General features: G+C 66.3%; 13 protein-coding genes. 7 read left to right on the top strand and 6 right to left on the bottom strand.

Annotated elements, in window-relative coordinates; all coding sequences use genetic code 11:
- Positions 1 to 66: 66 nt before the first annotated feature.
- Entirely contained in the window at positions 67 to 864 is a 798-nt protein-coding gene (locus tag THITHI_RS0114850) for a transglutaminase family protein (RefSeq protein ID WP_018233897.1), read from the top strand.
- Positions 865 to 940: 76 nt separating this feature from the next.
- On the opposite strand, the gene THITHI_RS0114845 is transcribed toward THITHI_RS0114850, so the two are convergent.
- On the bottom strand, positions 941 to 1,690 hold the full coding sequence (locus tag THITHI_RS0114845) for a hypothetical protein (protein WP_018233896.1): 750 nt from the start codon (positions 1,688 to 1,690) through the stop codon (positions 941 to 943).
- Between the two features lie 652 nt (positions 1,691 to 2,342).
- On the opposite strand from THITHI_RS0114845, the gene THITHI_RS0114840 reads away from it, so the two are divergent.
- Positions 2,343 to 2,702, top strand: a complete 360-nt coding sequence (locus THITHI_RS0114840) for a DUF6455 family protein (RefSeq protein ID WP_018233895.1) — start codon at positions 2,343 to 2,345, stop codon at positions 2,700 to 2,702.
- 33 nt (positions 2,703 to 2,735) lie between these two features.
- On the opposite strand, the gene THITHI_RS0114835 is transcribed toward THITHI_RS0114840, so the two are convergent.
- Positions 2,736 to 3,455, bottom strand: a complete 720-nt coding sequence (locus tag THITHI_RS0114835; RefSeq protein WP_083908751.1) for a YceI family protein — start codon at positions 3,453 to 3,455, stop codon at positions 2,736 to 2,738.
- A 26-nt stretch (positions 3,456 to 3,481) separates the two neighbouring features.
- Between THITHI_RS0114835 and THITHI_RS0114830 the strand changes: the two genes are divergently transcribed.
- A complete protein-coding gene (locus THITHI_RS0114830; protein WP_018233893.1) occupies positions 3,482 to 4,042 on the top strand; it encodes a cytochrome b in 561 nt (186 codons plus the stop codon).
- Complete coding sequence (locus THITHI_RS0114825) at positions 4,027 to 4,602, top strand: YceI family protein (protein ID WP_018233892.1); 576 nt, start codon at positions 4,027 to 4,029, stop codon at positions 4,600 to 4,602. Before THITHI_RS0114830 ends, THITHI_RS0114825 begins: the two co-directional genes overlap by 16 nt.
- 66 nt (positions 4,603 to 4,668) lie before the next feature.
- Here the strand turns inward: THITHI_RS0114825 and fusA are convergent, their stop codons facing one another.
- Both fusA and THITHI_RS0114815 read right to left on the bottom strand, forming a co-directional pair.
- Positions 4,669 to 6,708, bottom strand: coding sequence for an elongation factor G (gene fusA, locus THITHI_RS0114820; RefSeq protein WP_026186386.1), 2,040 nt, complete (start codon positions 6,706 to 6,708; stop codon positions 4,669 to 4,671).
- Between the two features lie 92 nt (positions 6,709 to 6,800).
- The gene (locus THITHI_RS0114815; RefSeq protein ID WP_018233890.1) at positions 6,801 to 7,610 is read right to left on the bottom strand and encodes a hypothetical protein; all 810 of its coding nucleotides are present in this window, start codon (positions 7,608 to 7,610) and stop codon (positions 6,801 to 6,803) included.
- Positions 7,611 to 7,776: 166 nt separating this feature from the next.
- On the opposite strand from THITHI_RS0114815, the gene THITHI_RS0114810 reads away from it, so the two are divergent.
- From THITHI_RS0114810 to THITHI_RS19235, 3 genes are all read left to right on the top strand, one after another.
- Positions 7,777 to 8,208, top strand: a complete 432-nt coding sequence (locus THITHI_RS0114810; RefSeq protein WP_018233889.1) for a CBS domain-containing protein — start codon at positions 7,777 to 7,779, stop codon at positions 8,206 to 8,208.
- Positions 8,209 to 8,510: 302 nt separating this feature from the next.
- Positions 8,511 to 9,272: a DUF1499 domain-containing protein gene (locus THITHI_RS0114805; RefSeq protein WP_018233888.1), complete on the top strand. Its 762-nt coding sequence runs from the start codon at positions 8,511 to 8,513 to the stop codon at positions 9,270 to 9,272.
- Positions 9,273 to 9,526: 254 nt separating this feature from the next.
- Positions 9,527 to 9,859, top strand: coding sequence for a DUF6627 family protein (locus THITHI_RS19235; RefSeq protein ID WP_018233887.1), 333 nt, complete (start codon positions 9,527 to 9,529; stop codon positions 9,857 to 9,859).
- Between the two features lie 191 nt (positions 9,860 to 10,050).
- Here THITHI_RS19235 and THITHI_RS0114795 read toward each other — a convergent pair whose 3' ends face one another.
- Positions 10,051 to 10,599 carry a cupin domain-containing protein gene (locus tag THITHI_RS0114795; RefSeq protein ID WP_051079952.1) on the bottom strand — a complete coding sequence of 183 codons (549 nt, stop codon included), beginning with the start codon at positions 10,597 to 10,599 and terminating at the stop codon, positions 10,051 to 10,053.
- 55 nt (positions 10,600 to 10,654) lie between these two features.
- Positions 10,655 to 11,593: a glycosyltransferase family 2 protein gene (locus THITHI_RS0114790; RefSeq protein ID WP_018233885.1), complete on the bottom strand. Its 939-nt coding sequence runs from the start codon at positions 11,591 to 11,593 to the stop codon at positions 10,655 to 10,657.
- Between the last annotated feature and the right edge of the window lie 178 nt (positions 11,594 to 11,771).

Raw genomic sequence — 11,771 nt, 5'->3', positions numbered from 1 at the left:
ACGTCATACGTTAGACTGTGCGTACGGGCAATTCCCATCACGGGAACTGCTGTTGGGGGTCGATGCATGTGGCTGCGGGTGGGTTGTGATCTGGAGATGGAATTCGAACTGGCGAGCCCCATGCTGCTCCTGCTCAGGCCGCGCAGCGATGCGCGCCAGTGGGTGGCCCGGGACCGATACGCCGTATGGCCCGCGATGCCGGTCACGGAGTACACGGACATGTACGGCAATCTGTGTCAGCGACTGATGGCGCCGCCGGGAACATTCCGCGTGGAAGTCCGATCGGATGTCCAGGTGCCGGCCGGCGTTGATCAGGCGCCCGGGGCGGCCTTCGTCCCGGTGGAAGATCTGCCCGATCATGCCATGATGTATCTGGCGCCCAGCCGTTACTGCGAATCGGACAGGCTTGCCAGCCTGGCCGGTGAGATCGTGGATGGCCGCGCACCCGGCTATGACCAGGCGGCGGCCATTTCCGACTGGATACATGCGAACCTGGTCTACCTGATCGACTCCGACCCCACGCCCGTGTCCGCCGCCGAAGCGCTGGCACGCGGCAACGGCGTGTGCCGCGACTTCGCGCACCTGGGGATCGCCTTGTGTCGAAGCCTGACCATTCCGGCTCGACAGGTGGTGGGTTACCTGCATGGCCTGGAGCCCATGGACCTGCATGCGTGGTTCGAGGCCTTCGTGGGCGATCGCTGGTTCACCTTCGACCCCACCCGCACATCCATGCATGGAGGACGTGTCTGCCTCGCCTACGGCCGTGACGCCGCGGACGTGCCCGTGTTCAACCAGTTCGGCCCTCCGGTCATCCCTTCCAGGATGGAAGTCTCCGTCGACGAGATTTCATCCCCCGGCGCATGAGGTCACGCACCGGAAGCCGGTTGCCACACTCCGGCATGTCGGAGCGGGAACCGGCCCCGCGCGCCCTCCCCGAGGATTACCGGATACCGGCAGAGGCCGCCTGCGCCGCGCCGCCATCGGCTTCGGCTTCAATGGAACCGGCGTCCGTCACGTCGTCATCAGCCGCTGTCGTACCACCGGCCTCCAGGCCGGCGTCGGCATCGGCCACCGTGTCACTGCCGGCATCCGGATCCGCATCGCCATCGGCCGCCGTGTCACCACCGGACTCCGGATCCGCATCGCCATCGGCCACCGTGTCACCACCGGACTCCGGGAGGGCGTCTGCGTCGGCATCGACTGCGCCGCCGATCGAAGATGCCTCGGCTGAAGCAGAGGCACTGCTCTGTGCGCCGGTGGCCATGTCTGACGCGTCGATGCTGTCCGATACCCCCGACGCGACGGCTTCCGCGGCGGCGGACGCATCGGCGGCTGTACCGGCCGCATCTGCGGCGGCTGAGGCGCTGGCGGAAGCACTCGCTTCGGCGGCACCCGCCGCATCCGCACCGGCAGTGGCGGCGGCACCCGCTTCAGCAGCCGCAGTGGCATCGGCCCCGGCAGTGGCAGAAGCAGTGGCATCGGCGGTTGCAGTGGCATCGGCGCCGGCAGTGGCTGACGCAGCCGCGGTGGCCTCGGCGGAGGACGTCACCTGCGCCAGGATGATGGGAGAGGAATGCATCCGGGCCTCGGGGCCGTCGGCGAACCCGGCGACTCCCTGCCCGCCGGCGAGGATGAGCGCCAGGGCGCCCGTGGCCCCGATCAACGGGAGTTTCGTCTTCTTGATAGGCATGATTGACCTCCTGGAACATGTTTACTCTGCGGATGACTCGACTGTGTGCACATACGCAGAGCCTGCAACCGGCTCGGGTTCATCCCGAACGCCTGCCGGCCGCATGGGGTGACCACGCCTGGAGCCCCCGTGCGCTGGCGCATGCCGGAGACGAGGCGAAGCAAGACACTGCCTCCGTGATCCCTTTCGAGGCACATCGACATGCCTGCAAGGCGGATGCCAGCACGGATGGGACCACCTCAAGCGATTGTTTTTCCAGGGAAACACTGGATTGAAGACCACCCGGCGTGATCGCCGGCAACGACCGACGTGTCACTGCGTGACTACAGGCTTTCCATGGAACCCCATGAAACCTGCCGTCACGTGATGTCATCGATTGGCAACACGTCGCCGTCGTGATGACTCAAGTGTCTGTGGGTACAGGGAAAAGCCATGTTGCTGACGGGCAACACGGCGTGCGCGCAACCATGCACGGCCTGACCGGCCCCCGGATATCCCGGACCGGCCCTGCAGCAGGGTGGGCGAGAGACAAGGACCCGCCCCATCCCGGGATGGCTCCGTTTTCCTTGATCCCGGTCATGGCGTGACCGGCAGCCTGCACTATGGTGGATGATCAGGCAGATGACGGCCCGCGGGCCAAGAGGATCCCGGAATGTACAGTTGGCTGACCCTTTTGGCGGTGGTCTTCGCGCTGGGCCTGTTCGTCGTCCTGCTGTCCTGGGCAATCATGCGCAACCTGCGCGAAGGCGAGCGCTTCCGCGCCCGGTTGGCACACCGCCTCGAACAATTGCGCCTGCACCGGCTGATGCGGATGCTGGGCATGGATCCCAACCGCTACCTGCACGAACAACCCATCGTTGACGCGGAACGGCACATGCGCGCCTGCGCCCGATGTCCGGAATCGACCCGCTGCGACCAGGCGCTGGAGCAGGAACAGCCGGAATCCGTGGCCGCCTACTGCGCGAACTATGAAGATCTGCAGGCCCTGCGCGACAGGGAGAAACAGGAGTAGGGGCCCGGCCCTCCGGGCGAACGATGTCGGTAATCAGGGTGGATCCGCTTCCGCCCGGATACGGAATCGGATCAGCAGTTCGTCGGCCACCTGCAACCGCCCTCCCGCGACACTGAACGGCTCGATGCCGAAATCGCTCTGCCGTATCACGAACCGGCCCGTGGCGCTCAGGCGTTCGGGCGTCACATTCAGCGCCACCGGCACCGTGAGTTCACGTGCAACGCCCCGCAGGGTGATGCGGACCTCCATGTCCGGCTGCCAGACGGGGCCGCGCAACCCGATGGACTCGATCACCACCACCGGATGGGCGCGCGCGTCGAGCACCTGTTCCGAGAGCATGTTGCGCCGCGTAGCGTCGATGTCCGACTGCGCCAGTTCCGCCTCGAAGCCCTCCGCCATGCGCCACCCGGGCAGGTCCACCTGCAGGGCCGGCACATCGACCTCCAGGCGCAGCCCGGAATCACCCGGGTCCTCCGCCAGTACGATCGTCCCTTCGATCACCGTCCCGCCGATCACGTGGGGATGACCGAAGCGCGCCAGCGGGCCCGCGGGAAACAGCACGATACGAAGTTCAGAATCCTCTCGGGAGACACGGTACGTGCGGCCCTCGGGGAGATGGAGATCCGCGGCGTCGGCGGGACGGCTCTCCGCGACGCCGGGAGGCGGCTGCGGCACCGCCTGGCAGGCCGCCAGCAGGACCGCCGCGGCGGCCATCGGCAACACAGTCTGGATCACGCGGTCTATAGTGGACATGGGACATTCTCCCGGGAGCCACGCCGGTGGGCATACCGCTTCGCAATACCGCGCGCAGCTACGGCCTGGTCAGCCAGTTGTTCCACTGGGTGATCGTGGCGCTGATCCTTTTCCAGTACACCTGGGCATGGCGCATCGGCAACACCGAAGGGCTGCGTGCCCGCTTCGAACTGGTGACCCAGCACAAGACCATGGGCATGATGATCCTGTCCCTGGCGCTGCTGCGCCTGGGCTGGCGCCTGTTCAACCGGCCGCCTCCCCTGCCCGGCACACTGCCGCCCTGGGAGAGAACCGCCGCGCACGCCACGCACTGGCTCCTGTATGCCCTCCTCCTCGCCATGCCACTGTCGGGCTGGCTGTACTCGTCGGCGGCCGGCCTGGGTGACCACTGGTGGGGCCCGGTCCGGTTCCCCGGTCTGGTGGGCACCAGCGAATCCCTGGAGGACGTGCTCGGGCGCACGCATCAGGCCCTCGGTATCCTGCTCGCCCTGGTCGCCGGCCTGCACGTGCTGGCGGCCCTGCGCCATCATTTCCTGCTCCGGGACGACGTCCTCAAACGCATGCTGCCCCCATGGCGCGCGCGCTGACAGTCGTCGCGCTCCTCGCGGCCCTGGCTCTGTCCGCCGCCGCGCCGGCTTCGGCCGGATCGCACTGCTACCGGGCCGATGCGAACTCCGGCGAACTGCTCTTCGACGGCGTGCTCGAAGGCACGCCCTTCACCGGCCGCTTCAGGGCCTTCTCGGTGGTACTGTGTCTGGAGAACGAAGACCTGACCTCCGCCCGGATCCGTGTCACCGTCGATCCGGGTGCGGCGGACACCGGCAATCGCCAGGGCAACGAGGCCATGCGCGGCGAGGAATTCTTTCACGTTGCGCGTTTTCCCGAGGCGGTCTGGACCAGCCGGGACCTTCATCCGGTCGGTGACGGATACCTGGCCGAGGGAGAACTGACCGTACGGGACATCAGCGCACCCCAGTCCGTGCACCTGCGCTATCAGCCGGGGGATCCCGCGCGGCTCTCGGGCCACGCCGAGATCATGAGACTGGACTGGCGCGTGGGCACCGGCGAGTTCGAGGATCCGGAATTCATCCGCAACCGCGTGGATGTTCGTTTCGAACTCACCCTCGGGAAGTCGGTCGGCCACTGATACGCGACACGCCAGGGACCTGGCGGATACGGGGCCCTGTGCACGCGCCCGTGCCACCGGCGTACCTCAATCCTCCTTCGGCCGGTAATCCTGCACCAGGCGCCGCTGGATGTGCTCGGGGGCGGGTTCGTAATGGCTGAACTGCAGGGTATAGCTGCCGGCCCCGCCCGTCATGGCGTTGATGCGCCCGGGGTAATCCGCGAACTCCGCCAGTGGTACCACCGCCTGCACGCTGATCCGGTCGCCCAGGGTCCGGGTGTCCTGAACCCTGCCGCGGCTCGCCGACAGGTCCGCCGTGATGTCACCCATGGCCGTGCCCGGCGCATCCACCATCAGGGTCACCATGGGCTCCAGCACCTGCGGGCCTGCCTTGCGCACGGCATCCAGGAAGGCCTTGCGCCCGGCGATGACGAACGCGATCTCCTTGGAGTCCACCGGGTGCGTCTTGCCGTCATAGACGGTCACACGCACGTCCTGCAGGGGATAACCGGCAATTGCGCCCGCCGCCATGGCCTGGCGGATGCCCTTCTCCACGGCGGGCAGCAGCGACCCCGGGATGGCCGCCCCCTTGATTGCATCCACGAACTCGAAACCCGCGCCGCGGGCCAGGGGTTCGACACGCAGAAACACCTCGCCGAACTGTCCGGCACCGCCGGTCTGTTTCTTGTGACGGAAATGGCCCTCGGCCGGCGCGGTGATCGTCTCCCGGTAGGCGACCAACGGCGGACTGGCCTCCACCTCCAGTCCGAAGCGCTCCCGCATCCGATCCAGGGCGACACGCAGATGGAGTTCGCCCTGTCCGCGCAGCACCGTCTCCTGGGTGGTGGCGTCATGCTCAACGCGCAGGCCCGGGTCCTCCTCCACCATCTTCGCCAGCGCCTCCGAGAGCTTCTGCTCGTCTGCGTGACGCACCGCCCGGACGGCCAGGCCGAACACCGGTGTCGGGATCTCCGGCGGCCGGAGGTGAATATGGTCCTCATCGTGGGAGTCGTGCAGCACGGTATCGAAGGTCACCTCGTCCACCTTGGTGAGGGCGCCGATCTCACCCGGACCGCAACGGTCCACGGGCAGATGCCTGCCGCCCTGGAGGCGGAACAGATTGCCCACCCGGAAGGCCTTGCGGGCGTCGCCCGCGAACAGGCGAGTGTCCCGGCTCACCGTCCCCTGGTGCACGCGAAACACCGCCACCTTGCCCAGAAAGGGATCGTGTTCGATCTTGACCACATGGGCCAGCACGTGGGCGTCGGGATCGGGGCGCGCGTGGTACTCGCGCACGCCCTCGGCGTCCTGCCGGATGAACGGCGGCGGGTTGCCCTCAAGCGGATTCGGCATCAGCCGCACGAACACGTCCAGAAGGGTCCCCACCCCCGCGCCCGTTGCGGCGGAGGTGAAACAGACCGGCACAAGGTGCCCGTCGCGCAGCGCCGCCTCGAAGGCGTCGTGGAGCTGCGCCGGGGCCAGCGCCTCCCCTTGCTCCAGATACAGGGCCATCAACGCATCATCCATTTCCACGACCTGGTCGACCAGCATCTCGTGGGTCTCGGCCACGGAGGAGAAATCCGACTCCCCCGATGGCTCGAAGAAGCAGTCCACGACCCGCTGCGCGCCCCCGGCCGGCAGGTTGACCGGCAGGCACTGCGGCCCGAAGGTGGCACGGATGTCTTCAAGCAGCGCGGGCAGCGCGGGCGCCGCGGCATCGATCTGGTTGACGATCATCATCCGGCACAGGCCGCGCGACTGCGCCCACTGCATCATGTCGCGGGACGCGGCATCGATGCCGCCGCGGGCGTTGATCACCACCGCCACGACCTCCACGGCCGGGAGGATGGACAGCGCGGCGCCCCGGAAATCCGCATAGCCGGGCGTGTCGATCAGGTTGATCCAGGTCCCGTCCCGCTCGAACCCAAGTACCGATGCCGTGATGGAGTGATGCAGCAGTTTCTCCCGGGGATCCATGTCGCTGACCGTGGAACCCTTCTCCACGCTGCCCGCGTCGCTGACGACACCTGTCGCGGCGAGCAGGGCCTCGCCCAGCGTCGTCTTGCCGGCCCCCGCGGGACCGGTCAGGGCAATATTGCGGATATGGTCCAGGCGCCGTTCGGACATGTGCCAGCCGTCCCCGGGATGCACGATCACCTTACAAAGCGTAGCAGGCGGCGGGCATTCCGCGACCGACGGGGGAGGCCGGGCCGTTCCTGTCAGGGGGTCCGGGCAGGGCCCGAAAGCACCGTGAGACCCGCGCGCGCCAGCATCCCGCGGAGCTGTTCCGCTCGCCGGAAGGCTCCGTCACCGGAGGTGGAGAAGTTGAAGATCGGCACCTTGTCGCCCGAGTGCATGCAGATCACGGCGCGATGGGTGTCTCTGCCCTTCTTGCCGGAACGCGACGCCGAGGTCTCCACGTCCACACCGCTGATCTGCGACAGGGGCACGCTCACTTCCCGGCCCGACGTCTGCCACCAGCGCCGGCGGCGCAGGATCAACCGGTCGATCGACGGCCTGGCCTCCACCTCGGCCACGGTGCGCATGCCGAAGACCATGTACAACCCGATGGCCGGGAACAACAGCAGGAACAGCACTGCACCCCCGGCTGCGGAATGGTGCAGACTCAGCACCTGCCGGGCCGGGTTGTCCAGAAAGTCGTTCACCTGCCGGACCAGCCGCTCGTGTTCACTCCGGGAGGTGGACCGGTAACTGGAAAGCTCGTGCCTTTCTCCGCCGGTGTTCAGGACGGCCCAGTGATTCGTCCTTGCCCCGTCGCCGCTGCTTCGCCGCCGGGTCACCACCTCCGCTCCGCGCACACTCTCCAGTGCGATTCGATGGCTCCGTGCGGAGAACGGACCGGATTTCTGCAGCAGGCATTCGCCCGACTGGCGGTCACACCGCAACGAGGTTTCGGCCTGGGTGAAGATCCACATGAAGGCCAGCCCTCCGAGGCAGAACACCAGCCCGAAGGTCAACACGGCGCGATTGGACAGACGAACACGCAATCCGGGATCCGATCGATTCACACGCAATCCTCCGGGAAGCCCTTGCGGTGTCCCTGTCACGGTCCCCTGCTGCCTGGACGCCGGGGCGACCGATGACCCGACTCCCGCTTCACACTATACCCCGATCCTGCTCGCAGGGATGTCTATACTTACAGGCTGCACCGAGGCGTGAGCGGGAGACAGTCACATGATGCACACCATCCGCCAGATTCTGGACGAGAAGGGCCGCGACGTTCATGCCGTGAAGCCGGATGACACCGTGCTGGAGGCGATCCGACGCATGGCCGAGCTCGGGATCGGTGCTTTACTGGTCATGGATGACGGCCGGCTGCTCGGACTGATCTCGGAGCGGGACTACGCCCGCAAGGTCATCCTGGCGGACCGCCGATCCCACGATACCCGCGTGGCCGACATCATGTCGGCGCCGGCAATCACCATCGATGCCCGGGCCACGGCCGAGGCGGGACTGGCATTGATGACCAACAAGCGGATCCGCCATCTGCCGGTGCTTGATCAGGGCAAACTGGTGGGCGTCGTCTCCGTAGGTGATCTGGTCTACACCATCCTGGGTGACCAGCAGGATCTGATTGAACAGCTGGAGCGCTATGTGACCGGGTAGCTGTGACCTCTCAACAGGTTGATCATCCGGCTGGTTGCTGCGATGCAGGATTCTTCCCGTAGGAGCCCGGTCCTCCGGGCGAAGAATGACCCACCGTTGCCGGGATGAATCGCCCAGGGGACTGGGCTCCTACGCTGCGGGGGTGTGGTTGTACACGTCAGGGGCAAGGTGCCCGCCTTCCGGGGACCTGTGCCGTGCCCGTCGCGTCCCGCCGGACGGGAAACGAACTCACGCAGGACTCCGCCGGGTGCGCTCCCCGATCATGCCCTTGCGGGAGCACATCACGTCGATGAGGAGACCTTATGAAACGGACACGGCGGAGTGGGCGGCTCGCCCCTGCGGCGGCCGTACTCGCCCTCATCCTGCTCGGACTGGCCGCGGTGCTGGTCGCCGGGTCCGGGCCGGCCCACCGATCGGGGCTGCTCTCCCTCGGCGGGGCGTTCGGCATGCTGCGTTACGGCGTCCTCGCCGCCGCGGGTGCCTGCGCGCTGGGCCTGATCATCCTGATCACCACCTTCTGGCACCGCCGCCCCGGACCCGCCCTGACCGGCGGCCTCGTGGTCGCCGGCAGCATGGCCCTGGTGAGCGTTCCGTTTCTTTACTGGCAGCAGGCACAGAATGTGCCGCCCATTCACGACATCACCACGGACACCCGCGACCCGCCCGCCTTCGAGGCGCTGGTGGCCGCCAGGGAAGCGGCGCCGAACGCGGTCGGGTATCCCGGCGAGGACACCGCCCGGCAGCAGCGGCTTGCCTATCCGGACATCGGCTCGCTGCACCTCCAGGCATCCTTGCCCAGGGTCCTTGAGGCCGCGGAGGCGGAAGTGCTGGCGTTCGGCTGGGAGGTGGCGGAGGTGAGCGGCGACCGCATCGAGGCCACGGCCACCACGCTCTGGTTCGGCTTCCGGGACGACGTGGTCATCCGCGTGCGGGAAGAGGACGACGGCGTGCGGGTGGACATGCGCTCCGCCTCCCGGGTCGGCCGAAGCGACGTGGGCACCAATGCCGCCCGCATACGGCTCTACCTGGATGCGCTGGAGCGCCGTGTCACGCAGGGCGACTGACCCGCTCGACGGATTGTCGGTCCCTGCCGGGGTGACGACCCCGGGCTCCCGGTGCTTCCATTTCCCGATACCAGGGCATGAAGGGTGATTGTGGTCACGGTTCATGGCACGGCCTGTTGCCCCTCCGTGATGAAGGCGCAAGGATCTCCGGACAAGTTCCTGTGAACACACTGAGTCCGTTCAAGGCGACCTGTGCCGGTTTGCCGGCAAGGCGCCTCTTCCGAACGCCGCCATTCACCGCCGGAGATGCTGTCATGTCACTGCCTCGTAAGTCCGGTCTTCTGGTCAGCCTGCTCGGGATGTTCTTCATGTTGTTCGCACCCGTGCAGGCGGAAATGATCAGCACCTACGAGGTGCTCCATCAGCGGGAGCGCGCGCAACTCGTGGACATGCTCGAGCGGGAGGATGTACAGAAACAGCTGATTGCGCAGGGCGTGGATCCCGCCTCCGCCCTGACGCGCGTTTATCAGATGACGGATGACGAAATTGCACAACTCAATGGTCAAATCAGCGAGCTGCCCGTGGGCGCGGGGATCGGAACGGTACCGCTGCTGCTGATCATCATTATCATCATCCTGCTGGTGTAACACTGCCGCGCTGCTTGCGGCACCGCCGCCCATCCAGGTCAGCGCCGTCCCGCATGGAGCAGGCCGCGCGCAATTACGGGATCGATATGGAGCGGCTCTACCCCTTGTATCCCGAGGCGATTGGCCATCGACTCCCTGTCACCGCGCCAACGAAGAGTGAGCAGTTCGCATCGACCGCTCCGGGAGGCCTGTCACGCCAGTGCGTCCGTTGCACGATGAAACTGATAGGGAATCTCCTCAGTGTCCGGCGGAAGCCGCCAATGGTCCGGGTTGTCGTACTGGTAGGCCCGATCCACCATGTTCAGCAGGGCAGCGGGCTCGGTCCCCGTGTTCTGAACCCCATGCCAGACACCGGGCGGCACAACGACCAGCGTCGGCCGATGAATGCTCAGATGAAGTTCATTGATCTGTCGATGCGTGCCCGAATCAGAGCGCCCGTCGTAAAGGACCAGCTTCATCGACCCCTCCGTGACAAAAAGGCGGTCTGTCGTCGAGTCATGGGCATGCCAGGCCGAGACACCCCCGGGATGGAGTACGACCTGAAAGACCTGATCGACGACCTCATCCCCTGCGAACCAGTCCCGGCGGAAAAGCTCCGTGAGCCGGCCATTGGCCTTGACCACATTGCGCGCCTCCCGGAGCACCACACCGTCCAACAGGGACAATCCGGTCGGCATCCAGTCGGATGTAATGCTTTGACGGTCACGGACCGCGCCCGGCAATTGCCATTCTGATTTCATGGGGCTCCTCGTCTCTCGTCGTAGCGCGAACGGCGGAATGCGCCGTGTCCGAACCTCATCGCCGCTCATTCCCGAGGCCGCGAAGGGCGCGCAACGCACGAAGGTAAGCGCCCTTGCGCCGGAAACGCAAGGCCATGAGCATGGCAGCCGGCGACCAGCCAAAAGACAGCAGAATCCTGCGCACGAGGTTTTTCAGGCCGCGCCGGATGTACAAACCCGCATCCAGCGTATTCCCCAGCCGCGGATCCAGAACAGCCGCCTCAAGGGCCAGCGCCTGCAACTCCCGCTCCCGGAAATCCGGCTCATTGCAGAGCCGATCGAACATCCGGCGGTGCTCGGACACCTGGCGTTCCGCGTACGAGCCCAGGCGGCCAGCCGACGGAAGCGCCACGACGGTGAGCCTTGGCACCTGCTTCATACGCGCGCCGGCCCTCCATGCCCGGCGCAACCAGTCCTGCGATGGCGCATCGTAGCATTCCCGGTAGGAACGCCAGGGTCCCACACGCTCGCAAAGTTCCCGCTTCATGACCCATGCGGATGCGGGCACGTAGTTGTGGCACCGATAGACTCCATTCTGCACCGCCCCGCCGAGCACCCGGCGGCCGCGTCCACCGATGATGTCCAGCAGGCCGAACGTCAGTTCGGCCTCGTCATTCTCAAGTGGCACAAGCGCCGCCTCGAGATGGTCGGGGAGCCAGAAATCATCATGATTCAGATACGCCACATAGGCACTCCGGGACCGACGCACGCCTTCATTGTTGGGTACGGACTGCTCCCCGTGATTGGTCTCCAGGTTAACAAATCGAATCCGTGGATCACCCAACGAATTCACAACCGCTGCGGTGTCGTCGGTACATGCATCGCCGATCACCCACGCGTCCCAGTCCTGGTATGTCTGCCTGATCAGGGATTTCAAGGTCAATGCGAGGACATTGCTGCGATTGTAGGTGGCAATGATGACGGAGACTCCGGGGGGCGGCTGATTGGCATTCATCGTCGAGGCATGGCTGAGTATGACCTGTTATGGCCGGGAAGTGCCCGGGGGTGATGTCGATCCCCGTGTGCGGGAATGCATGGGGAAACGCTACGCATGAGAACCCGGTCCGTGAAGCAATGACAGGCGCCGCCCACGGACGGTCACCCGTTGGTAACGATAGCGTAGTTCGCTTCCG

This window comes from Thioalkalivibrio thiocyanodenitrificans ARhD 1 (genome assembly GCF_000378965.1).
GTDB lineage: Bacteria > Pseudomonadota > Gammaproteobacteria > Ectothiorhodospirales > Ectothiorhodospiraceae > Thioalkalivibrio_A > Thioalkalivibrio_A thiocyanodenitrificans.
This window is presented reverse-complemented; position numbering and strand designations above follow the sequence as displayed.

Coding starts and splice junctions, on each gene's coding strand:
- THITHI_RS19235 (WP_018233887.1), top strand. CDS start 9,527: ATGTCACTGCCTCGTAAGTCCGGTCTTCTGGTCAGCCTGCTCGGGATG.
- THITHI_RS0114790 (WP_018233885.1), bottom strand. CDS start 11,593: ATGAATGCCAATCAGCCGCCCCCCGGAGTCTCCGTCATCATTGCCACC.
- THITHI_RS0114810 (WP_018233889.1), top strand. CDS start 7,777: ATGATGCACACCATCCGCCAGATTCTGGACGAGAAGGGCCGCGACGTT.
- THITHI_RS0114835 (WP_083908751.1), bottom strand. CDS start 3,455: ATGTCCACTATAGACCGCGTGATCCAGACTGTGTTGCCGATGGCCGCC.
- THITHI_RS0114840 (WP_018233895.1), top strand. CDS start 2,343: ATGTACAGTTGGCTGACCCTTTTGGCGGTGGTCTTCGCGCTGGGCCTG.
- THITHI_RS0114795 (WP_051079952.1), bottom strand. CDS start 10,599: ATGAAATCAGAATGGCAATTGCCGGGCGCGGTCCGTGACCGTCAAAGC.
- THITHI_RS0114850 (WP_018233897.1), top strand. CDS start 67: ATGTGGCTGCGGGTGGGTTGTGATCTGGAGATGGAATTCGAACTGGCG.
- THITHI_RS0114805 (WP_018233888.1), top strand. CDS start 8,511: ATGAAACGGACACGGCGGAGTGGGCGGCTCGCCCCTGCGGCGGCCGTA.
- fusA (WP_026186386.1), bottom strand. CDS start 6,708: ATGTCCGAACGGCGCCTGGACCATATCCGCAATATTGCCCTGACCGGT.
- THITHI_RS0114845 (WP_018233896.1), bottom strand. CDS start 1,690: ATGCCTATCAAGAAGACGAAACTCCCGTTGATCGGGGCCACGGGCGCC.
- THITHI_RS0114825 (WP_018233892.1), top strand. CDS start 4,027: ATGGCGCGCGCGCTGACAGTCGTCGCGCTCCTCGCGGCCCTGGCTCTG.